Raw genomic sequence first — 19,044 nt, forward strand, 5'->3', positions numbered from 1 at the left:
AAAATTATAACTATGGCACGACTTACAGGTATTCAAAGGATAATGGAAGTAGGCATGATACTTAGCTGTGCATTTGCTTTTTTCATTTTATTGGCATTATCCTCATTTCATCCGGCCGATCCTGGTTGGAGTCAAGCTGGGCTGCAAAGTAATGTGCACAATTGGGTGGGTCCAATTGGCGCTTGGTTCGCTGATATACTTTTTTTTACCTTAGGTTGGTTTGCCTATAGTTTGCCCTTTTGTGCCGCTTTTCTGGGGTGGTTTTTGTTTCAACAAACCAAAAGTATTCTAGATATTGACTACTTAACGATTGGCCTAAGAATTATTGGTGTTTTTTTACTGATATTAGGAGCGACGGGTTTATTGAGCATGAATATTGATGATATTTATAGCTATTCAGCCGGTGGGTTAGTGGGTGATGTAATGAGTACGGCATTAGTTCCGTACTTTAGTCTAGTAGGGACAACGTTGCTGCTTCTGTGCTTTTTTTGCACGGGGTTTACTTTGGTCAGTGGCATCTCATGGTTAACCATAGTGGATAAACTCGGCGCTGTTACTATAGCAATCAGCAAACTTATTTACCGTACGCCTAGTAAAATCAAACAAACTACCGTGCCTTTGTTAAGTTTTAAAAGTAAAGAAAGTACAGAGGATGAGTCTGCTGATGTAGTCCTAAGCGCATTTGATTCCCCGGTTAAAACCCCTAGAGATAAACCTAAGATTGAACCCAGAGCAGACATTTTTGTTCGTAGCGAACCTAAAATAACGATCCCTGACGACGTGTTTGAGCAGCAACAAAACCCTGAGCCCAATATCCAAACAACCAGTGATATTCGAGCAAAAGCAGATAGTGCGCGTAAAATAAAAACTAAAGATGCTTTTGTCGCCGAAACTACCGAGTCTGATGAACAAGTCGGCGAAACAGACTTATCACAGCCTTTGCCTTCTTTTGACTTATTACAACGGGCTGACAAAATTAAGAACCCCATTACACCAGAAGAGCTTGAAATTGTTTCACGCTTATTAGAAGAAAAACTGGCTGATTTTAATATTGAAGCTCGTGTGGTTGGAGTATATCCGGGCCCGGTTATTACTCGTTTTGAAATGGAATTAGCGCCCGGAGTCAAAGTAAGCAAAATCTCTACTTTGTCTAAAGATTTAGCCAGAGCCATGTCGGCTATGTCAGTTCGAGTAGTAGAAGTTATACCAGGTAAATCGGTTATTGGTTTGGAATTACCGAATAAAAATCGTGATATGGTCAGGCTCAGTGAAGTGATCAGTTGTGAGGTATTCCAATCTGCTGAATCAGCTTTAACCATGGTACTTGGTGCTGATATTTCAGGTAAGCCAGTGGTCGTCGACCTTGCAAAAATGCCGCATTTATTGGTGGCTGGTACGACAGGATCGGGTAAGTCTGTTGGGGTGAACGTCATGATCCTCAGTTTGTTGTATAAATCAACGCCTGAAGATGTGCGTATGATCATGATCGACCCGAAAATGTTAGAACTTTCCGTTTATGAGGGAATTCCCCATTTACTGGCTGAAGTTGTCACCGATATGAAAGAAGCAGCAAATGCACTGCGCTGGTGTGTGGGTGAAATGGAACGTCGCTATAAGCTGATGTCGGCCCTCGGTGTGCGTAACCTCAAGGGTTATAACCAAAAAATTAAACAAGCAATTGAAGATGGCACGCCAATTCGTGATCCTTTATGGCGATTTGAAGAAAGCATGCTTACTGAAGCGCCATTTTTAGAAAAGTTACCTGCCATCGTGGTAGTAGTTGACGAATTTGCCGACATGATGATGATCGTAGGTAAAAAAGTTGAAGAATTGATTGCGCGGATCGCACAAAAAGCAAGAGCGGCGGGTATTCATTTAATTCTTGCCACCCAGCGTCCTTCGGTAGATGTTATTACTGGATTGATTAAAGCCAATATTCCCACTCGTATCTCTTTTCAAGTCTCTTCAAAAATCGATTCTCGCACTATCCTGGATCAGCAGGGAGCTGAAGCTTTATTAGGCATGGGCGACATGTTGTATTTACCATCAGGTACCGGTGTGCCAACCCGTGTACATGGTGCCTTTGTAGATGATCACGAAGTTCATGCCGTTGTTGCTGATTGGAAAAAACGGGGTGCACCACAATATATTGAAGAAATTTTAAATGGCGATGCTAACGCTGAAATTTTGTTGCCCGGCGAGCAAGCTGATGGCGCTGACCAAGAGTTTGATGCCTTTTACGATGAAGCGGTTGCCTTTGTTACTGAATCTCGTCGTGCATCAGTATCTGGCGTCCAACGTAAATTCAGAATTGGTTACAATAGAGCGGCACGTTTAGTTGAACAAATGGAACAAAGCGGCGTCGTAACTTCACCAGGTCACAATGGTAATCGCGAAGTGCTCGCGGCTGCCCCACCAAGAGATTAATATCTTTATGCGTCATCACTATAAGTTGTTTCCTGCATTGAGCTTATTGCTTAGTGCCTTTATTAGTTCTCAGGTGTTTGCCCAAGCGGTAGACGCATCATTGTTGTTACAACAACGTTTAACGCAGTTGCATACCTTTCAAGCAGAGTTTAGTCAAAAAGTTACCGATGCAAATGCGACAGTATTACAAGAAGCCACGGGCAAGATTGCACTGCAATATCCTAATAAGCTCTACTGGCAACTCTATGCGCCCAATGAAAGTGAATTGATTGCTGATGGCCAAACCCTGTGGCAAATAGACCCCTTTATGGAGCAAGTAGTTGCACTTAATCAAGATGCGGCAATTGATAATAATCCACTGATTCTGTTGACCAACCCCAAAGGTGCTGCGTGGGACGACTTTAATGTTACTGAAAAAAATAATGAGTTCAGTATCAAGCCTAAACAGCAACAAGCTAATGTGGTTGAGTTAATTTTAAGCTTTAAAGAGTCCTCACTAGTGGCAATGAAAATCATTGATGGCCAGCAGCAAGTCAGTGCGTTGACATTTAATCAAATTAAACAAAATCAAAGTATTGCCGAAACGTTGTTTATTTTTACTAATTCTCAAGCCTTTGAGTTAGATGATCAACGCACCCCATGAATAGCGGATTTGAATTTAACCAAGGTGTGAATTCAGCTGAGTTTTTACCTTTAGCGGCTAAAATGCGACCAGTAACGGTTGATCAATATTTTGGCCAACAACATATTATTGGCCCTAATACGCCTTTGCGTAACGCTTTGTTACGTAAACAATGTCATTCAATGATTCTTTGGGGGCCGCCCGGTACCGGTAAAACCACACTCGCCGAATTAGTGGCGTTGCATTGTGACGCGCATATTGAACGTTTATCCGCTGTCAGCGCTGGGGTCAAAGACATTCGCCAAGCCATTGAGTCAGCAAAGTATTATCAAGAACAAGGCAAGCGCACTATCTTATTTGTTGATGAAGTTCATCGTTTTAATAAAAGTCAGCAAGATGCATTTTTACCCTATATTGAAGACGGTACAGTAATATTTATTGGCGCCACCACCGAAAACCCTTCTTTTGAACTTAATCGTGCATTGTTGTCGCGCGCTCGGGTCTACGTATTAAAAAACCTCACTGAATTGGAATTAACAGAAGTACTAGGCCGAGCACTAAATGATAGTGTTCTAGGCTTAGGAGCATTAAAACTTGATATCGAACCTCAGGCTCAAACCTTGTTGATAGAACTCAGTGGCGGTGATGCACGGCGATTATTAAATTATCTTGAATTAAGTGCTGATTTTTTACCTGCAGAGGCAGAGTCTAAAGTATTAACCATTGAGCTTGTTAAAAAAGCGGTAGGTGAAAAAGTAGCGCAGTTTGATAAACAAGGTGATCAGTTTTACGATTTAATTTCTGCTTTTCATAAGTCAGTACGAGGCTCTTCACCTGATGCTGCTTTGTATTGGTATGCGCGTATGTTAGTGGCTGGATGTGACCCTTTGTATATTGCACGGCGACTTCTAGCTATTGCCACCGAAGATATTGGTAATGCCGATCCTCGGGCAATGCAAGTGTGTTTAAATGCTTGGGATATTTTTCAGCGAGTAGGGCCGGCTGAAGGCGAAAGAGCGATTGCTCAAGCCACGCTTTATTGTGCCAGTGCGGCAAAAAGTAATGCTGTATATGTTGCTTTTAAGCAAGCGCTGAAAGATGCGAAAGAATTACCTGATTATCCTGTACCTGAACATTTACGCAATGCACCCACTAGTTTGATGAAAGACATGGGCTATGGCGCAGAATATCGTTATGCTCATGATGAAGAGCATGCTTTTGCTGCTGGTGAGTGCTATTTGCCCGAGTCAATTAAACATACTCAATATTATCAGCCCAATGAAAGGGGCCTAGAAATTAAGTTGAAAGCCAAACTAGACTTTCTTAATGAACTCAATAAACAGAGCCCCTTAAAAAGGTATGAATAAATGCAAGGCGCAATGATTTACGTTTATATTGCTATAGGTGGAGCATCAGGCGCTTGCATGCGTTTTTTTCTATCACAATTGGTCTTTCAATGGTTTGGCAAAGGCTTTCCCTTTGGTACACTATTGGTCAATGTAGTGGGGTCGTTTAGCTTAGGCTTTTTATATTCGTTAATTGAACATGGGCAAATGGAAGCAACCTTGTGGCGGGCGACCATAGGTATTGGCTTTTTAGGCGCATTTACCACCTTCTCTACATTTTCTGTTGATACCTTGTATCTGCTTCAACAAGGCCTGTGGCTAAAAGGCATACTTAATGTATTGCTGAATACGCTGGGGTGTTTATTGGCAGCTTGGTTAGGCACCATTTTTGTTACTTTTTTTGTTAAAGGCTAATTAATCCAACATGTTAGATGCAAAATATCTCCGCAGTGAAATTGAACAAACGGCTGCTACATTAGAAAAACGTGGTTATAAACTCGATGTGGCAACGTTTAACGCGTTAGAAGAAAAACGCAAAACGCTACAAATGCGCACCCAAGAATTGCAAAACGAGCGCAATGTGCGTTCCAAGTCAATTGGTAAAGCAAAAGCCTCCGGTCAAGACATCGAGCCATTACTGGCTGAAGTAGGGCAACTTGGTGCTGAATTGGATAGTGCTAAAGTTGAATTAACTGTCTTGTTAGAAGACATTCAAAATCTCGCATTAGACATTCCAAATTTGCCTCATGAATCAGTACCACAAGGTAAAGATGAAAATGAGAACCTCGAGATTTTACGTTGGGGTACGCCTCGTACCTTTGATTTTGAGCCTAAAGATCATGTCGATGTAGGAGGCCAGATTGGAAATGGCTTAGATTTCGAAACGGCAACCAAATTAACCGGTTCACGGTTTGTGGTAATGCGTGGGCAAATAGCGCGCTTAAACCGTGCTATTGCCCAGTTTATGCTGGATTTGCATACTAACGAACATGGCTATCAAGAAATGTATGTACCTTATTTGGTCAATGCAGATAGTTTATTTGGTACCGGGCAACTGCCTAAATTTGGCGCAGATTTATTTCACACCCAACCGGCAACTGAAGAAGGGCAGGGCTTGTCGCTTATTCCTACTTCTGAAGTGCCTTTAACCAATATCGTACGGGATGAAATTGTTACTGCAGAGCAACTTCCTATGAAGATGACTGCGCATACCCCATGTTTTAGAAGCGAAGCAGGCTCTTATGGTCGTGATACGCGAGGTTTAATTCGTCAACATCAGTTTGATAAAGTTGAACTTGTACAAATTGTAAACCCAGAAACGTCTTTCGATGCATTAGAGGAACTGACGTCCCATGCAGAAAAGGTTCTCCAGTTATTAGATTTACCTTATCGCAAAATGTTACTTTGTACCGGTGATATGGGCTTCGGTGCGTGCAAAACCTATGATTTGGAAGTGTGGTTGCCAGCGCAAAATACCTACCGCGAAATATCTTCATGCTCAAATATGTTGGATTTTCAAGCCCGTCGTATGCAGGCGCGTTATCGCAATCCTGCGACAAACAAACCTGAATTGGTACATACCTTAAATGGCTCTGGTTTAGCCGTGGGGAGAACTTTGGTGGCCATATTGGAAAACTATCAACAAGCTGATGGCTCTGTTGTTGTTCCTAAAGTCTTGCAGCCATATATGGGTGGTGTTGAGCTTATTGGCTAGAAGTACTTTTACTTCTTTTTTGCACTACAAAGCAATATTAAGGGTGGGCTACTTTGGCATTCACCCTTTTTTAATGCAGTAAAACATGTTAATCCTGCTCAATATTGAAAAAACCAGGTGTCACTTCGCAGTGTTGCGCTTAATCTGCCTGTTATAAGCATTTGGCTGGTTTGGGTAAACCAGCTATTTTAGTGGCTTGTTTGGCGGGTCCTAAAGGAAAAAGTTTAAAAAGATAGCGACTATTGCCTTTTTCTGGACCTAATTTTTGCGCCATGGCTTTAACGAGGGCTCGCATAGCAGGACTTGTTTCAAATTCTAAGTAAAAATCCCTGACAAAATTAACAACTTCCCAATGCGCATCGCTGAGCTCTATATTCTCTTGTTGAGCCAAGGTATGAGCCAAAGCGGGATGCCAATCATTTACTTGTAATAAATACCCTGCTTTATCAGTTTCAATCTTGTGCTCAGCAAATTCTATGTGGTAACTCATTTTATGGGTTTACTCATCTCGATTTAGGCCCAACTTAGCACCTTGTCATACTGCACACACAATTCCAGCCATTGTTTATCATCGACTACTTGTATGGATTGATTGTCGAGGGCTAAACCACGGGCCGCTAAGTCTTTTTGTAAAACATACAAAACTATACCAAGTTTAAGGGCTAGGCCCAATAGGGGGTGTTTAAGGCTGTATATGCCATCTTGTAGTAACAATATCCCGTCGCCCGATTGGCAGCGCCTGATACATTGTTGCAGTTGATTGTCACTGCTAGGGCTAGTAAAGACTTGGTGTAAGTTCATTAAAAATTTATCACTTGTTTGTGGGCTTGCAACAAATCTGACAATTCATCTTTGCCGACGACAATCGCACCTATAATTAAATCGCTCGCACTTAGCCCCCGTTCTTCAAGGCTGGTAGCACAGACGTAAATATTCTCGACATCATAGAATTCAAGAGCAGCAAAGCCTTTGGTGAACTGTTTACGCTCAATAGCACTGGCCGACTGATTATTGAGTAATTGAAAGACCCCGTCGTCAAGAAAAAAGACACTTACTTGTTGGCCAAAATTCGACATGGCCATCACTAAATCTAGGCTTTCTTGCGCATTACTGCCCATGTAAGGCCCTTGACGATTAATGACGCCTAGATGCGTGTTGAGTTCTTGATGATCAGTTTGCATTATTGTGTTCAAAACTGCACCAGCCTGTCGCTGGTATGGATAAGTTCCGACAACTCGCCTAGTCCAACAGATTGAAAAGGGTGTTTTAGGGTAAATTGACTTAATTCGTTATCCCGTGCATCCATTTCAGATAAAATGCCGCGTTTTGTAGCAGCAGTGACACAAACTAATAATGGGCAGTGATTAAGTTCGGCCAGTTGACACCAATTAAGATAAATCGCTGCTTCATCAGAGGGGTTTAATTGCAAACAATTAGCATTATGCACACCGTCCAAATAAAAAAAGATCCCAGCTAAGCTGTGCTCTGAATTAACCACTGTCTGTGCAAAACGTAAGGCAGTTTGTGCATTTTGAGAAGCGACCGGCGCTGACATCACTAATAAACTGATAGTTGCCATAAAAGAGTCTGTTCCACTTAAAAAAACACCCCAGCAAGCTGAGGTGTTTTAGAATAATTTATCCTAGCTTATCAATCGTCGCTACCGAAGGCGCCCAACAAATGCAAAATAGAAGTAAATAGGTTGTAGATGTTTAAATACATAGAGACCGTTGCTCTGATGTAGTTAGTTTCGCCACCGTTAATTATGCGGCTGGTATCATATAAAATGAAGCCAGACATAATAAATACTATAGCAGCGCTGACCGCTAGGCTTAAGGCTGGTATCTGGAAAAAGATATTAGCCAGAGACGCAACAACCGCCACGATTAAACCCACGATTAAAAATCCGCCCATAAAGGAGAAATCTTTCTTAGTCGTTAATACGTAACCTGATAGTCCAAAAAATACCAATGCAGTAGCGCCAAAGGCCTGCATGATTAATTCAGAACCGCCTTGCATACCTGCGTAATAATTTAAAGTGTAGCCTAAAGAGCCACCGAGTAATCCAGTGAAAGCAAACACAAACAAGATGCCCATGGAGCTTTGTGACGCTTTATTTAAAAAGAAGATCATCACCAAAGCGGCAAGGTTCATGCCCAGCGCCATACCTGGAGAGATATTCATCGCTGCTGTAATGCCTGAACAGATTGCGCTGAAAGTTAATGTCATCGCTAACAACATATAAGTATTACGCAACACTTTGTTAGTTTGCAATACTGAGGTTTCACCACTACCGCTGTATACTGATCTTTGATCCATTTGAAACTCCATTAATAAAATAAACAATACTGTACCACTAATAGTGTATTTGTATGGGTTTTGGTTCATTTTTTCAAGTCATATCGTGCGAAAAAACTGTTACAAATAGCAACGCGCTGCAAAAACACCCAGCTTGACCAAACTATGAACAAACAAACCTTTTTATTAAATTAAAACTTTACAAGGCAAAAAAACGTCATTAATATGCGCTCCACAGTTTATAGCGCAAGCACAGCAAGCGTAATAAATGTGAAGATAACAGTTTTAGGAGAGCTGGCAGAGCTCGGTTTAATGCACCTGACTTGAAATCAGACGTAGGGTCAAACCTACCGGGGGTTCGAATCCCTCGCTCTCCGCCATATTATAAAAAACCCGCACTTGCTGCGGGTTTTTTATTGTCTGAAAAAAAGTAACTTAGCTAATTGAAAGAGAGACGTTCCCGCTGTTTGTCAAAAAATATAAACATGGATGTCCTGATAATAAAATAAAAATGTAGTGCTTTAGAGGTCTTAAGTTTATGTGCGCATCGCCAACCTTGTATAAACCTTAAGCAGTAATGGGTTTAGAGTGGCTTTAATTGATTTTTAGGTTGTTTAATTAGGTGTAGTTACCTTATGCTTAACCCATCTTGTTATATTGTGCACTGATCCCTTATGTTGCCTTTAAAAAAGAAAAAAAGTGTAGTTCATCACATCAGTCAAGTTGCTCATGTTCCTGCGCGTTGTCGTTGTGGTGGTGAACCCACTAAACCAGAGTTAGTCGCAAATTGTTCTAATCGATGGCGAATACGTTGCAAGATAGAGCATTGCTGCGCAAGAAATGAGGGACAAGGTCTGAGTGACACTATTCTAGGTTGGAATAGACTCAGTCTGCATTTTTATCGATAGTTTAAATGCGCGTAAAGATTTGTAATTATTGTTAACTAGGATGTTTTCGTCTTTCAAATCCTGCAACTTGTTTTATACCTAAAGTTTTAATCTGTTTTGTATGTTTGCTGTTTGCAATATGGTTGGGGTAAAAGTTGATAAAGTTGTTATTAGTTGATGATCATGAATTAGTCAGAACAGGTATTCGTCGAATACTTGAAGATGTCGCTGACTTTAACGTTATTGGTGTTGCAATCAATGGTGAAGAGGCAGTTAAGTTCTGTCGTAAAAATGATCCTGATATTGTGTTGATGGACATGAGTATGCCAGGCATGGGTGGATTAGAAGCCACCAAACAAATTCTGCGTTTTTCAGAGCACTTGCGTATTATTGTTTTATCAGTCCACAAAGAAAATCCAATTCCTGCCAAAGTCATGCAAATGGGGGCTTTTGGTTACCTGACTAAAGATTCTGATCCTGAAGAAATGATCCGCGCGATTCGAAAAGTGGCGGCAGGCCAAAAGTACGTGTCTCCAGATATTGCCCAGCAGATTGCTATTGGTCAATTGAATCTAAAAGAAGGCAATCCTTTTGAACAGCTGTCAGAGAGAGAGTTAGAAATTGCGCTGCTGTTGACAAAAGGGGCAAAAGTACCCGATATCGCGGCATCTTTAAATATCAGTGCTAAAACGGTCAATACTCATCGTTATCGTATGTTTGAGAAACTTGCTGTCTCTAACGATGTTGAATTGACGCATCTAGCACTCAGAAACAAGTTAATTAATTCTGACCAACTTTAAGTTATGTTAAGCCCCGAGGCATTTAATCACAGTGACTTTTTAAAGAATCTGACTAACCAACCGGGTGTCTACCGGATGTATAATCAGAAACAAGAAGTGATTTATGTCGGTAAGGCGAAAAATCTTAAAAAACGTGTTAGTAGTTATTTTCGAAAAAATCTGGATAGCATTAAAACCCGCTCATTGGTGAGCCAAATTCATGAAATGGATGTCACGGTAGTTAACAGTGAAGTAGAAGCCTTCATTCTTGAAAATAATTATATAAAAAAGTACAAACCACGTTACAACGTCTTGCTGCGTGATGACAAATCCTATCCTTTTATTTTTCTTTCGGCCCATGAGCATCCCCGCCTGAGTAATCATAGAGGCCCGCGTAAACTCAAAGGTGAGTATTTTGGGCCTTACCCGAGTGCGTGGGCTGTGCGTGAGAGTTTACGCACCATGCAGCGTTTGTTTCCTATTCGTCAATGTGAAGACAGCTATTACCGCGCCCGCACTCGGCCTTGTTTGCAGTATCAGTTAAAACGTTGTGCTGGGCCATGTGTAGAGGGCCTGATTAGTGATGAAGAATATGCTCAACAAGTGGAACTGGCCCGTTTATTTTTAAAGGGGAAAAATAAGTTAGTTATTGATTCTTTGGTCAAAAATATGGAAGGAGCCAGTACACAATTACAGTTTGAAAAAGCGGCACGTTATCGCGATCAAATCAGTGCATTAAATAAAATTCAAGAGCAGCAATGGGTCAGTGGCGACGAACAAGAACTCGATGTTTTTGGTTTTGCCTATCGCAATGGCATTGCCAGCATATATGGCTTGTTTATTCGGGACAATAAGCTGCTAGGCAGTAAAAGTTTTTATCCAAAGGTGCCTGCGCAGTCGAGTGAGGAAGAAGTCTTTCAATCGTTTATTTTGCAATTTTATTTGGCCGGTAATAAGTTGATACCCAGACAAATTGTTATCCCACAGGAGTTAGCCGAACAAGAAGCGATTGAATTACTGCTCAGTAAAGAAGCCGGGCGTAAAATCCAGTTTTTTAAAGGTGCCCGAGATGAAAAACGGCGCTATTTACAAATCGCAAATAATAATGCCGAAAATGCTTTAATTGCTAAGCAGAGTCAGCAAAAATCGGTTTATGCCAGATTCTTAGAATTAGAGCAGATACTTGAATTTGAGCAGCCTATTCAGCGTATGGAATGTTTTGATATCAGCCATACTTCCGGACAGTTAACGGTTGCTTCGTGTGTGGTATTCAATCGTGATGGGCCGTATAAAACTGATTATCGACGTTACAACATTGAAGGCATTACCCCAGGTGACGATTATGCCGCTATGGCACAAGCTCTAGCAAGGCGTTATCGTGATGTAAAAGATGAAGCTAAAATACCCGATATTCTGTTTATTGACGGTGGTAAGGGACAGTTGGCTCAAGCTGAAGACTATTTTGAAAATTGGACGCAAAGTAAAAAACCGCTGCTTATTGGCGTTGCAAAAGGCACTAGTCGTAAAGCAGGATTAGAAACATTGATATTAGCTGGTAGTCACCAGACTATTCCCATGGCAGGTGACTCAATTGCTTTACACCTCATTCAACATATCAGAGATGAAGCACATCGATTTGCCATTACCGGGCACCGAGAACGTCGTCAAAAAGATAAAAATACCTCTAAACTGGAATCTATCCCTGGAATTGGAGCTAAAAAGCGGCAAAGTTTACTTAAATATATGGGCGGCTTACAGGGTATATTACAGGCCAGTAAAGATGAAATAGCTAAAGTACCAGGCATTAGTGAAGACTTGGCAGAAATTATTTATGACCAACTTCATCATTAATTGATTTGTAAAATAAGCTTGTAGCACTGAACATATAAAGGTAGAACGTGGCGTTGAGTTTAAGTTGTTAAAATTAGGGTGAAAAATAACCACATGTGGACTATTCCAAATATTATTACCATGATTCGTGTTTTATTGATCCCTGTGTTTGTTGTTGTGTATTTTTTGGATTGGAAATGGGCACACCAAGCAGGGGCGTTTATTTTTTGGTTTGCCGCCATAACCGATTGGGTCGACGGTTATTTAGCGCGTAAATTAAAACAAACTACTCCCTTTGGGGCGTTTTTAGATCCGGTTGCCGATAAACTAATAGTCGCTACTGCTTTGTTGCTGATTACCCATACCTATGCCAACATTTGGATAACTATTCCAGCCATTTTGTTGTTGGCTAGAGAGGTTTATATTTCAGCCTTGCGCGAATGGATGGGCCAACAAGGTAAACATGAACTGGTTAAAGTGTCATTTACGGGCAAAGCGAAAACCATGGCACAGATGTTAGCGCTCATCGGTTTGCTATCAGAAATGCAATATTTTATGGGTATCCCTATTTATTGGGTGACTTTGGGGTACGGCTTTTTGTACCTCGCGGCTATTTTATCTTTGTGGTCTATGGTGGTTTACACCTTAGCCGCATGGAAAGATTTAAAATCGTAACCAAACGATGCCATTAGAAGTGATAGTTTGTTTAAAAATAGGGCGTATAAGCCAAAAATTAAGCAGTCAGTCATAAAACAACATTTTTGTAGTTGACAGCTAATACTTTGAAGGTAGAATGCACGCCACAGTTTGAGGAGCAGCAAGCAACTTAATTAAACCGGTCATTCAAGACTAAATAGTTAAGTCACTGCGACAAGAATAGTGATGCGGGAATAGCTCAGTGGTAGAGCACAACCTTGCCAAGGTTGGGGTCGCGAGTTCGAATCTCGTTTCCCGCTCCAAATTTGTAAAAGTGATAATAAATATTTATTGTCAGAGCTTTATCTAGGTAGCATAGCATTTTATAAATGCTTTAAGTTGCAAGCAGATGACACTCCAAATTTGAAATGTTAAATTTGGCGGAATGGCAGAATGGCTATGCAGCGGATTGCAAATCCGTAGACCTCGGTTCGACTCCGGGTTCCGCCTCCATAACGCTAAAGCAGCACCAACTTGCAAAGTGCAAGTATCCCATGCCCGGGTGGTGAAATCGGTAGACACAAGGGATTTAAAATCCCTCGATCGTAAGGTCGTGCCAGTTCAAGTCTGGCTCCGGGCACCATTTTCGCTTTTTATACCATCCAATAACGTCCAAATACTTATCTAAAACACCATTTTCATTGGCCTATAGGGTCCAGTATGGTTTTATAGGGTCTAGTATTATCCAATTATTTAGGTAACATCCTTAGTAACATCAAGCAAAAATTAAATTGTGAGTGTTACCAATGGCACGTCAAACCGCACAGTTAAATGCAACACAAGTTAGCCAAGCAAAGCCTAAAGACAAGGAATATAACCTTGCAGACGGGCAGGGGCTAATGCTTCGAATTAAGCCTACAGGCTCAAAACTTTGGTTATTTAACTACACTCATCCGCACACTAAGAAACGCCAAAACATTAGTTTAGGTTCGTTCCCTACTATTTCACTTGCCGATGCTCGAAAACGCAGACAAGAAAACCAAGCTCTACTTGCTAATAACCTTGATCCTAAATCCCACAGGGACGAAGCGTTAAAGATGCAACAAGAAGCTGCTATCAATACTTTTGAAGTAGTGGCGTTAAAGTGGTTGGCCGTTCATAAAACTACTATTGCCGAAGGTACCGCACACAATATTCTAAAGTCGCTTGAAAAAGATGTTTTCCCGCATATAGGCAAAATCCCACTTGACCAAATAACAGCACCAAAGGCTATTCAAGCTATTAAGAAAATTACAGACCGCAACAGTTTGGAAATAGCGAGAAAGGTAGCCAGTAGATTAAACAATGTTATGACCTATGCAGTTAATGCTGGGATTGTTCACCATAATCCGCTCAGTGGTATTAAACAGCTTATACCTTCGGCTAAAGTAGAAAATCGTCCCACATTGCTACCCAGTGAATTACCTGACCTGATGAAAGCGTTGAATTTTGCCAGTATTAAAATGGTGACTCGATGCCTTATTGAATGGCAGTTACATACTATGGTGCGACCCGGTGAAGCAGCCGAAGCCGAATGGTCAGAAATAGATTTAGATCGTAAGTTATGGGTCATACCAGCTAGCCGCATGAAAATGGATAGAGAGCATCATGTACCGCTTTCAGAACAAGCATTAGCAATACTAGAATTAGTTAGGCCAATAAGTGGTCATAGAAAATTTGTTTTCCCATCACACAATGATCCCAAGCTACCCGCTAACAGACAAACGGCAAATATGGCAATTAAACGCATGGGTTTTGCTGGTCGGCTTGTGGCGCATGGTTTACGCGCTTTAGCTTCTACAAGCTTGAATGAACAAGGTTTTGATCGTGATGTTATCGAGGCCGCATTAGCTCATGGTGACAAAGATAATGTAAGGGCAGCTTATAACCGGGCAACATACCTTGAGCAACGCAGAGTCATGATGCAATGGTGGTCTTCACATATTGAGCAAGCCGCTATGGGCAACATGAGCTTAGCCAATGCTAAGCAAGCTTTAAGATTAATAAACTAGTAATCAGCCACCAGCAAATAGGGAATGATGATGAATGACAACGAAATGGATGAAAGAAAGCCAAGTAGAATATTGGGTGAGAACCTGCTTTCGCTTGCTAACCCTGAATTGTTAAAACTTTTTAATTCGCTTATCGACTCCCATAGTATCATTCAAATAGTTCGTAAATTGATTGCTGAAATAGATAGCCGCGTTAAAGAAGAAAGTGATCCGAAAAAATACTGTTTAGGTTTTGATGAACTATTAGTAATTACAGTACTAAATTACGAACAAAAATTACCTATCGAGCTTCAAAAAACTTTGTCTTTAATATTGATTGAAGGGTTAACTGAAATAATAAAAAAGAAATATAAAGTTGACTCTTTCTTTATTAAACCTCCGGTAAGAGGAAGAGTTAAAAACGACAATTTAAAGTTCAAAATGTTGAGAGATGTCTTTAGTCATTTAGAGCGTGGCATTCAAAAAATGGATGCTTTTAAAATTGTTGCGGATAAAAATTCAAAATCTGTAGATACGATAAGAAGAATGTACGAACGGTATTTAAAGGAAAATAATACGGAGAAATATATATTCGCTGCTGCGAATGACCCAATTTGGTAGTAGGGAAAATTAAAAATTTATTTCCCCGCTGAAAAGTTAAAAAATATGCTTAAAATCCTATATCAGTTCTTAACCAACATAGTGAGACTGATATGAAAACAAATATTCAACTGATCATCAACCGCAAGCCAGAAGTGATTAAACGACTTGGCATTTCTAAAGCCACATTTCACACTCGCATAAATCAAAACCTACTGCCACCGCCAATTAGTTTAGGGCAACGAGCAGTAGGTTATTTGCAGCACGAAATTGACGCTGTAATAGCTGCAATGGTAGCCGGGAAAAGTAACGCAGAAGTTAAGTTACTTGTCTCTGATTTAGTTGCTCAACGCAAGCTTGCAGCATAGGAGAAGCAGAAATGAAAAACGCTACTCCCAACCAAGTAAGCAGCGATTTAATTAACAGTAAAGATACGAGCGCAGCAACGCAACGTAATCAAATCTTAGCACACTTGAAGCGTACCCCATCAATCAATACTTTGGAGTTTAGAGATCTTGGATTTATATCGCCAGCTCCTAGACTACTTGAGCTTCGACAACAAGGTCATGACATCAAATCTCACAGAGAAGATGTAAGAACACCAGACGGACGTTTGCACCGTGGCATTGCTAGATATTATTTATCTAACGTTCCACCAGCTAATGACTTATTAATCGAGGTGGCATCATGAATTTTGGTACCGTAACGCCCGATTTAAACGAGCAAATAGCCGTTAAAACAATTACCCCGATACAAAAGGCTAAGTTAAATCCTAAGTCGCTAAGATTAGCCATAAATGCCCAGTGTTACGATTGCATATATGACAAGTCAGAGCAGGGAACATGGCGACAACAAGTCGAAGCTTGCCCCAGTGCTAATTGCCCTTTGTATTGCCACAGGCCAAAGTCGAATAGTTTGAGTGAAGCAGCATGAAAAAACCTGAACTGTTTTTAACGATGGACAAGCAAGTTAAGCGCCTTACTCAGCTTCAAGGTTTATCTAGTTTATTGATGAGTGCGGGTAGACTGCCTAACCCTTCAAAAAGTGACCTATGCGCCTGTTTAAGCATTGTTAGCGACTTAACTAACGAGTCTTTAAGTAATCAACAATTGATAGCCAAAAGTGTTATTCAGTTATCAATTGTGAATGATTGCGTTAACGGCACGACTGAGCCCTAGGTTTAATTATGGCAAAAATCAAACACCAAAAGAGTAAGGGACACTTTGCTGGTGTTCCTGCTGTGGTAATGCAACATCCCGACTATATAAAACTGGGGTACAGCGCTCGCTCACTTTTGTTTGAACTGGCTTTGCAGTGTTATGGCCACAACAACGGGAAGTTATGCGCGATACATGCTCAGTTGATTAAACGAGGCTTTGGTAAAGGTAGCGACACCATTACAAATGCTTTGCGAGAACTGTTAGATGCAAATCTAATCGTTTGCACAAAAGTTGGTATGTTTGGCCGTGGTAAAAAGCAGCCAAATTACTACGCAGTAACATGGCGTCCAATTAACGACATAAAAGGTTTTGAAATGGATATAAAGCCAACTAATACACCGCCAAGACAATTTAGTATTGAATTGCGATTGGTTACAAATGACAAGGCAGCATAAAAAAAGCTACTCCCAGAAAATGGGCATGGAAAGCCCTTTTCGGCACCAGAATATGGGGATTGTGAAGTGTGTCGGCACCAGAATATGGGGATGGAGTAAATAAGTAATTATTAATTTCATTGGCTTTTATCGATAGTGCTTACAAACCATCCAACCCCAGAATATAGGCACCTTTATATATCTTTACCATACCTGTATTTAGAAGTAACAACACAGGCAATGATTACCAACTAAAAAACAGACTTAAATCATTAGAAAAAACAGTCTTGATAAAATTTGCGCAAAAACTAAATACCAAAAAAGAGGCTAACCGATGCCAATAACAACCCCAGAACTACGAGCCAAACAGGTCAAAGCGTTAAAGGCTCATTACAAAGATTCTACTGCTAGTTTTGATGAATGGGTGGCTGGTGGCTATAGAGGTAAACCAAGAGAGCATTTACCTTATCCTGAATTTTGCTATGGCATGAAATGCGAAGCTAAAACGCGCTCAGGTTACCCTTGCAAGAATGACGGCACCAATTGGGCAAATGGTCGATGTAAGTATCATGGAGGCGCTAGCACTGGGCCAGTGACGCCCGAGGGCAAGAAAAAAGTAACTGATAACTTTAAACATTATTTACACTTGTCAAAACCTGTAATTAAATTTAAAGCCAACTTTAAGCTTAATACCCAATAACCTGCAGAAGAGTTACATATTTTATATTTAGAGTGACTGGTTTAAGCGAAAAGAGGATCTTAAATTAAGTAACCGTGTGTGTCATTGTCGCAATAAGTTTCTATTACCCTAAAATTAAAATTGGTCTCCCATTATTTTAAATAATTGTTGTAAAACGTGGAAAGTTTTTACACTATCTTGCCTAGCTCAGAAATAAATTAATTTTTGCAGAGTATCGGTTTGAAGCTGTGAGATGAAAATAATTGAATTTTAATATCAGTTTGAGAACAATGAAAACAAAAGGGAATAATATATGAGGGTTGCTAGGCTAACATCTTTTCTTGCTCTAATTTTAATTACTTTATCTGCTTGTCAATCATCGGTTAAATTTAAAAATATTAACTTCAGCGAAGACAAAAATTTTTTAGATGTAATGAAAAGTATGGTTGAAAAATTCGGTGTCACTCAGCACATTGTGCAAAGTGAGTATGGCAAGGCACTTTGGTTTGAGTACGAGAATAAAAGTAATTCATGGGAGTTCGATAATGCTGTGAATCTGAAATTTGGACGGGAGCTGAAATCCGTTTGTGCCGGCCAGTTTGATAATGTTGGCTCATTGTCCATAGCTTTTAGAGGTAAGTATTTTAATCCAAGGCTTTATGATATTACGATAGAAGATCTAACAACACTTTTAAATGGGGCTCCTGATGTAGAACTAATCACTCCTGATGGTAAACGAGCGCCGGAAGTATTTAACACTTCTGGAGAAAATTTATATCTCAAAGATCTTAATGTTTACGGAGTTAAATTACTCAACAAAGCTGGCTCTGAAGTACAAGACCTAAATTATCTATTCATGTGCTCACTGGATGGAAAAATTAAAGAAGCTATCGCCGTTGGTCTAGTCGGAACGTTTGACAAACAAGTTGTCATCTACATAGGAGAAGAAACTTTAACAAATTTAATTAATGAGCAACTTCATAACGCTGTTATCTATGCGAAGGAAGTCAGATTACCTCGCGGTAACGAAATCAGGGCGAGGTTTGCAGATGCCAGAGAAAGAAAGACAGAAATGGAAGCAAAAGCTAATGTGGATTATATGGGGTACGTAGCTGTCAAAACGAGTATTTGGGACAATAGAAATGCAACATCTTACAAGCTAGGTGATCAGGTATGTACTTATACCAACAAGATGGGGTACATAGATCAAATTGTCGACGGAAATCAAAAAGTTCTTTGGGCTGGCAAAGTAAGATATGAGCCACAAGGGTACTTTTTTGGCAAGCGTCCTAAGAGGACTTACAAGCGAAAGGAAATAACTTACGATAAGCTAGATGATGTAACGTGGGAACCTAAACAAAATATTGCCTCCTGCAATTTCACTTTATAGCCTTTTAATGCCTTATTTGGGAGAAGTCTTAATATGATACGTGATAGGAATTGCAAACTTAAATTAGATTACTGGTACTTCAAAATAACACCCTAAAAGTAAGCTAAGTTTGTTGCTATTAATTCTTTCCTACTTTTTGTTGCTATGCCAAATTGTTAAAAATTATAAAGTGTGGGCGTTGAGACATGACTGAAACATCTACACAATAACGT

At 40.3% G+C, this 19,044-nt stretch carries 22 protein-coding genes and 4 tRNA genes; 21 read left to right on the forward strand and 5 right to left on the reverse strand.

Going from position 1 to position 19,044, the window contains the following annotated elements; genetic code table 11:
- Window positions 1–12 precede the first annotated feature (12 nt).
- From ABKW31_RS05775 to serS, 5 genes are read left to right on the forward strand one after another with little or no spacing between them, the layout of a single operon-like run.
- Window positions 13–2,427, forward strand: a complete 2,415-nt coding sequence (locus ABKW31_RS05775) for a DNA translocase FtsK 4TM domain-containing protein (RefSeq protein WP_348615326.1) — start codon at window positions 13–15, stop codon at window positions 2,425–2,427.
- A 7-nt stretch (window positions 2,428–2,434) separates the two neighbouring features.
- Window positions 2,435–3,070, forward strand: a complete 636-nt coding sequence (gene lolA / locus ABKW31_RS05780) for an outer membrane lipoprotein chaperone LolA (protein WP_348615327.1) — start codon at window positions 2,435–2,437, stop codon at window positions 3,068–3,070.
- Window positions 3,067–4,416: a replication-associated recombination protein A gene (locus ABKW31_RS05785; protein WP_348615328.1), complete on the forward strand. Its 1,350-nt coding sequence runs from the start codon at window positions 3,067–3,069 to the stop codon at window positions 4,414–4,416. The genes lolA and ABKW31_RS05785 overlap by 4 nt, the downstream gene beginning before the upstream one ends.
- On the forward strand, window positions 4,417–4,809 hold the full coding sequence (crcB, locus tag ABKW31_RS05790; protein WP_348615329.1) for a fluoride efflux transporter CrcB: 393 nt from the start codon (window positions 4,417–4,419) through the stop codon (window positions 4,807–4,809).
- 10 nt (window positions 4,810–4,819) lie between these two features.
- A complete protein-coding gene (gene serS / locus ABKW31_RS05795) occupies window positions 4,820–6,109 on the forward strand; it encodes a serine--tRNA ligase (RefSeq protein WP_348615330.1) in 1,290 nt (429 codons plus the stop codon).
- A gap of 151 nt (window positions 6,110–6,260) precedes the next feature.
- Here the strand turns inward: serS and ABKW31_RS05800 are convergent, their stop codons facing one another.
- The 5 genes from ABKW31_RS05800 to ABKW31_RS05820 all read right to left on the reverse strand — a co-directional run bounded on the left by ABKW31_RS05800 (window position 6,261) and on the right by ABKW31_RS05820 (window position 8,428).
- Window positions 6,261–6,599 carry a TusE/DsrC/DsvC family sulfur relay protein gene (locus tag ABKW31_RS05800; RefSeq protein ID WP_348615331.1) on the reverse strand — a complete coding sequence of 113 codons (339 nt, stop codon included), beginning with the start codon at window positions 6,597–6,599 and terminating at the stop codon, window positions 6,261–6,263.
- 23 nt (window positions 6,600–6,622) lie between these two features.
- Entirely contained in the window at window positions 6,623–6,910 is a 288-nt protein-coding gene (tusB, locus tag ABKW31_RS05805) for a sulfurtransferase complex subunit TusB (RefSeq protein ID WP_348615332.1), read from the reverse strand.
- Window positions 6,910–7,302, reverse strand: a complete 393-nt coding sequence (gene tusC, locus ABKW31_RS05810) for a sulfurtransferase complex subunit TusC (protein ID WP_348615333.1) — start codon at window positions 7,300–7,302, stop codon at window positions 6,910–6,912. The genes tusB and tusC overlap by 1 nt, the downstream gene beginning before the upstream one ends.
- On the reverse strand, window positions 7,299–7,688 hold the full coding sequence (gene tusD / locus ABKW31_RS05815; RefSeq protein ID WP_348615334.1) for a sulfurtransferase complex subunit TusD: 390 nt from the start codon (window positions 7,686–7,688) through the stop codon (window positions 7,299–7,301). The genes tusC and tusD overlap by 4 nt, the downstream gene beginning before the upstream one ends.
- A gap of 71 nt (window positions 7,689–7,759) precedes the next feature.
- A complete protein-coding gene (locus ABKW31_RS05820) occupies window positions 7,760–8,428 on the reverse strand; it encodes a Bax inhibitor-1/YccA family protein (protein ID WP_348615336.1) in 669 nt (222 codons plus the stop codon).
- Window positions 8,429–8,695: 267 nt separating this feature from the next.
- Here ABKW31_RS05820 and ABKW31_RS05825 point away from each other — a divergent pair.
- The 16 genes from ABKW31_RS05825 to ABKW31_RS05900 all read left to right on the forward strand — a co-directional run bounded on the left by ABKW31_RS05825 (window position 8,696) and on the right by ABKW31_RS05900 (window position 18,832).
- Window positions 8,696–8,787: transfer RNA gene (locus ABKW31_RS05825), tRNA-Ser, on the forward strand.
- 662 nt (window positions 8,788–9,449) lie between these two features.
- Window positions 9,450–10,094 carry a UvrY/SirA/GacA family response regulator transcription factor gene (gene uvrY / locus ABKW31_RS05830; protein ID WP_348615337.1) on the forward strand — a complete coding sequence of 215 codons (645 nt, stop codon included), beginning with the start codon at window positions 9,450–9,452 and terminating at the stop codon, window positions 10,092–10,094.
- A 3-nt stretch (window positions 10,095–10,097) separates the two neighbouring features.
- Complete coding sequence (gene uvrC, locus ABKW31_RS05835) at window positions 10,098–11,924, forward strand: excinuclease ABC subunit UvrC (protein ID WP_348615338.1); 1,827 nt, start codon at window positions 10,098–10,100, stop codon at window positions 11,922–11,924.
- A 93-nt stretch (window positions 11,925–12,017) separates the two neighbouring features.
- A complete protein-coding gene (gene pgsA, locus ABKW31_RS05840) occupies window positions 12,018–12,578 on the forward strand; it encodes a CDP-diacylglycerol--glycerol-3-phosphate 3-phosphatidyltransferase (RefSeq protein ID WP_348615339.1) in 561 nt (186 codons plus the stop codon).
- 209 nt (window positions 12,579–12,787) lie between these two features.
- Window positions 12,788–12,862: transfer RNA gene (locus ABKW31_RS05845), tRNA-Gly, on the forward strand.
- Between the two features lie 116 nt (window positions 12,863–12,978).
- A tRNA-Cys gene (locus ABKW31_RS05850) sits at window positions 12,979–13,052 on the forward strand.
- Between the two features lie 43 nt (window positions 13,053–13,095).
- Window positions 13,096–13,182, forward strand: a tRNA-Leu gene (locus tag ABKW31_RS05855).
- A 163-nt stretch (window positions 13,183–13,345) separates the two neighbouring features.
- Window positions 13,346–14,590: an integrase domain-containing protein gene (locus tag ABKW31_RS05860; protein WP_348615340.1), complete on the forward strand. Its 1,245-nt coding sequence runs from the start codon at window positions 13,346–13,348 to the stop codon at window positions 14,588–14,590.
- Window positions 14,591–14,614: 24 nt separating this feature from the next.
- Window positions 14,615–15,190 (forward strand): hypothetical protein, encoded by a 576-nt coding sequence (locus tag ABKW31_RS05865; protein WP_348615341.1) that lies wholly within the window; start codon window positions 14,615–14,617, stop codon window positions 15,188–15,190.
- 92 nt (window positions 15,191–15,282) lie between these two features.
- Window positions 15,283–15,537 (forward strand): AlpA family phage regulatory protein, encoded by a 255-nt coding sequence (locus ABKW31_RS05870; RefSeq protein WP_348615342.1) that lies wholly within the window; start codon window positions 15,283–15,285, stop codon window positions 15,535–15,537.
- An 11-nt stretch (window positions 15,538–15,548) separates the two neighbouring features.
- Entirely contained in the window at window positions 15,549–15,860 is a 312-nt protein-coding gene (locus tag ABKW31_RS05875) for a helix-turn-helix domain-containing protein (RefSeq protein ID WP_348615343.1), read from the forward strand.
- Window positions 15,857–16,102: a hypothetical protein gene (locus ABKW31_RS05880; protein WP_348615344.1), complete on the forward strand. Its 246-nt coding sequence runs from the start codon at window positions 15,857–15,859 to the stop codon at window positions 16,100–16,102. The genes ABKW31_RS05875 and ABKW31_RS05880 overlap by 4 nt, the downstream gene beginning before the upstream one ends.
- Window positions 16,099–16,347, forward strand: a complete 249-nt coding sequence (locus ABKW31_RS05885; protein ID WP_348615345.1) for a hypothetical protein — start codon at window positions 16,099–16,101, stop codon at window positions 16,345–16,347. The genes ABKW31_RS05880 and ABKW31_RS05885 overlap by 4 nt, the downstream gene beginning before the upstream one ends.
- Before the next feature lie 8 nt (window positions 16,348–16,355).
- Entirely contained in the window at window positions 16,356–16,784 is a 429-nt protein-coding gene (locus tag ABKW31_RS05890; RefSeq protein WP_348615346.1) for a hypothetical protein, read from the forward strand.
- A gap of 313 nt (window positions 16,785–17,097) precedes the next feature.
- Window positions 17,098–17,463: an HGGxSTG domain-containing protein gene (locus tag ABKW31_RS05895; RefSeq protein ID WP_348615348.1), complete on the forward strand. Its 366-nt coding sequence runs from the start codon at window positions 17,098–17,100 to the stop codon at window positions 17,461–17,463.
- Window positions 17,464–17,755: 292 nt separating this feature from the next.
- Window positions 17,756–18,832 carry a hypothetical protein gene (locus ABKW31_RS05900; RefSeq protein ID WP_348615349.1) on the forward strand — a complete coding sequence of 359 codons (1,077 nt, stop codon included), beginning with the start codon at window positions 17,756–17,758 and terminating at the stop codon, window positions 18,830–18,832.
- The last annotated feature ends 212 nt before the right edge of the window (window positions 18,833–19,044 follow it).

The organism is Paraglaciecola sp. 25GB23A, assembly GCF_040012495.1.
GTDB lineage: Bacteria > Pseudomonadota > Gammaproteobacteria > Enterobacterales > Alteromonadaceae > Paraglaciecola.

Coding starts and splice junctions, on each gene's coding strand:
- ABKW31_RS05775 (WP_348615326.1), top strand. CDS start 13: ATGGCACGACTTACAGGTATTCAAAGGATAATGGAAGTAGGCATGATA.
- lolA (WP_348615327.1), top strand. CDS start 2,435: ATGCGTCATCACTATAAGTTGTTTCCTGCATTGAGCTTATTGCTTAGT.
- ABKW31_RS05785 (WP_348615328.1), top strand. CDS start 3,067: ATGAATAGCGGATTTGAATTTAACCAAGGTGTGAATTCAGCTGAGTTT.
- crcB (WP_348615329.1), top strand. CDS start 4,417: ATGCAAGGCGCAATGATTTACGTTTATATTGCTATAGGTGGAGCATCA.
- serS (WP_348615330.1), top strand. CDS start 4,820: ATGTTAGATGCAAAATATCTCCGCAGTGAAATTGAACAAACGGCTGCT.
- ABKW31_RS05800 (WP_348615331.1), bottom strand. CDS start 6,599: ATGAGTTACCACATAGAATTTGCTGAGCACAAGATTGAAACTGATAAA.
- tusB (WP_348615332.1), bottom strand. CDS start 6,910: ATGAACTTACACCAAGTCTTTACTAGCCCTAGCAGTGACAATCAACTG.
- tusD (WP_348615334.1), bottom strand. CDS start 7,688: ATGGCAACTATCAGTTTATTAGTGATGTCAGCGCCGGTCGCTTCTCAA.
- ABKW31_RS05820 (WP_348615336.1), bottom strand. CDS start 8,428: ATGGATCAAAGATCAGTATACAGCGGTAGTGGTGAAACCTCAGTATTG.
- uvrC (WP_348615338.1), top strand. CDS start 10,098: ATGTTAAGCCCCGAGGCATTTAATCACAGTGACTTTTTAAAGAATCTG.
- pgsA (WP_348615339.1), top strand. CDS start 12,018: ATGTGGACTATTCCAAATATTATTACCATGATTCGTGTTTTATTGATC.
- ABKW31_RS05860 (WP_348615340.1), top strand. CDS start 13,346: ATGGCACGTCAAACCGCACAGTTAAATGCAACACAAGTTAGCCAAGCA.
- ABKW31_RS05865 (WP_348615341.1), top strand. CDS start 14,615: ATGATGATGAATGACAACGAAATGGATGAAAGAAAGCCAAGTAGAATA.
- ABKW31_RS05870 (WP_348615342.1), top strand. CDS start 15,283: ATGAAAACAAATATTCAACTGATCATCAACCGCAAGCCAGAAGTGATT.
- ABKW31_RS05875 (WP_348615343.1), top strand. CDS start 15,549: ATGAAAAACGCTACTCCCAACCAAGTAAGCAGCGATTTAATTAACAGT.
- ABKW31_RS05880 (WP_348615344.1), top strand. CDS start 15,857: ATGAATTTTGGTACCGTAACGCCCGATTTAAACGAGCAAATAGCCGTT.
- ABKW31_RS05885 (WP_348615345.1), top strand. CDS start 16,099: ATGAAAAAACCTGAACTGTTTTTAACGATGGACAAGCAAGTTAAGCGC.
- ABKW31_RS05890 (WP_348615346.1), top strand. CDS start 16,356: ATGGCAAAAATCAAACACCAAAAGAGTAAGGGACACTTTGCTGGTGTT.
- ABKW31_RS05895 (WP_348615348.1), top strand. CDS start 17,098: ATGCCAATAACAACCCCAGAACTACGAGCCAAACAGGTCAAAGCGTTA.
- ABKW31_RS05900 (WP_348615349.1), top strand. CDS start 17,756: ATGAGGGTTGCTAGGCTAACATCTTTTCTTGCTCTAATTTTAATTACT.